The following is a 463-nucleotide window of genomic DNA, read 5'->3' as shown; positions in this document are numbered from 1 at the left end:
GCCATTGGTGACGGGAAGATCTTCGTACTCGACCTGGCTTCGGCCGTACGGATCCGGACGGGTGAGTCCGGGGATACCGCGCTATGACGGGGGGACAGACAATGATCCGCAAGATGCTTTGCGGCAGCGCGGCGCTGGGTGCGTCGCTGTTTGCTGCCACGACTGCCTTTGCGCAGGAAGCGGCCGAGGCTGCTGCTGCCGTTCCGAACCCGGGCAACAACGCCTGGATGATGACTTCGACCATCCTTGTCCTGCTGATGATCCTGCCGGGCCTCGCGCTGTTCTACGGCGGTCTGACGCGTTCGAAGAACATGCTTTCGACGATGACGCAGATCGGCGCCGCCGCGGCGCTGGCGATGCTGATCTGGGTGATGTGGGGCTACTCGACGGCTTTCGGCCCCGAGGGCAACGCCTTCTTCAGCTGGGGCAACCTGTTCCTTGCGAACACCACGCCTGACAGCAC

Annotated in this window: 1 protein-coding gene and 1 pseudogene; both read left to right on the top strand. The window is 63.7% G+C overall.

The genetic code is table 11. From position 1 onward, the window contains the following. The coding region (locus tag A7A77_RS17700) for a P-II family nitrogen regulator (RefSeq protein WP_281180054.1) at positions 1-87 on the top strand (87 nt) is incomplete at its 5' end. Between the two features lie 14 nt (positions 88-101). Further along, a pseudogene (locus A7A77_RS17345) lies at positions 102-463 on the top strand (ammonium transporter); the annotation flags it as partial.

Source organism: Croceicoccus bisphenolivorans, assembly GCF_001634625.1.
Classification (GTDB): domain Bacteria; phylum Pseudomonadota; class Alphaproteobacteria; order Sphingomonadales; family Sphingomonadaceae; genus Croceicoccus; species Croceicoccus bisphenolivorans.
Note: the sequence above shows the minus strand (reverse complement) of the source record. Positions and strands in the feature narration are given on the sequence as shown.